The 1,021-nt window shown below is 63.1% G+C and carries 1 protein-coding gene; it reads left to right on the top strand.

Annotation, left to right across the window (positions count from 1 at the left end; translation table 11 throughout):
- Positions 1-1,021: hypothetical protein (locus QD461_RS36645; RefSeq protein ID WP_414091637.1), on the top strand; the 1,021-nt coding region annotated here is incomplete at both ends.

A 1,021-nucleotide genomic window follows, 5' to 3' on the forward strand; every position in this document is an offset into this window, starting at 1 on the left:
CTGCCGGCAGCCGGCACTGACCTCGCATGGTGTCGCGGTGACCTATGCGATCAGCAGCAGCGGTGGCGTCGATACGCTGACGGCGTCCGCTGGAGCGACCACGGTATTCACGCTGGCACTGACGGAAAGTACCGGAGCCTACAGCTTTACGTTGTCGGCCGCGATCGACAATGAGACGCCGCAGAATGGCTCGCCGGAGGGGACCTTCTCCTTCGATGTCAGCAACCTGCTGCATGTCACCGATGATGACGGCAGTACGACGGCGGCTGCCGCCAATGCGCTGAAGCTGACCATCATCGACGACCAACCGACGGTGACGGCCAACACCCAGACGGCGACGGTCGACGAAGACGCGCTGGTCGGTGAAGCCACCGGCGAGACCGGCTTTGGTGGCACCGCCACCGGCAATGTCTCCAACCTATTCAATACGGGAGCRGAYACACCTGCGACCTATAGCCTGTCCGGCTCGACYTCTGGYCTGCCGGCACTGACCTCGCATGGTGTCGCGGTGACCTATGCGATCAGCAGCAGCGGTGGCGTCGATACGCTGACGGCGTCCGCTGGAGCGACCACGGTATTCACGCTGGCACTGACGGAAAGTACCGGAGCCTACAGCTTTACGTTGTCGGCCGCGATCGACAATGAGACGCCGCAGAATGGCTCGCCGGAGGGGACCTTCTCCTTCGATGTCAGCAACCTGCTGCATGTCACCGATGATGACGGCAGYACGACGGCGGCTGCSGCCAATGCGCTGAAGCTGACCATCATCGATGATCAGCCGACGGTGACCGCCAATACCCAGACGGCGACGGTCGACGAAGACGCGCTGGTCGGTGAAGCCACCGGCGAGACCGGCTTTGGCGGCACCGCCACCGGCAATGTCTCCAACCTATTCAATACGGGAGCGGATACACCTGCGACCTATAGCCTGTCCGGCTCGACTTCTGGTCTGCCGGCACTGACCTCGCATGGTGTCGCGGTGACCTATGCGATCAGCAGCAGCGGTGGCGTCGATACGCTG

The organism is Rhizobium sp. BR 314 (genome assembly GCF_047445805.1).
GTDB lineage: Bacteria > Pseudomonadota > Alphaproteobacteria > Rhizobiales > Rhizobiaceae > Rhizobium > Rhizobium lusitanum_B.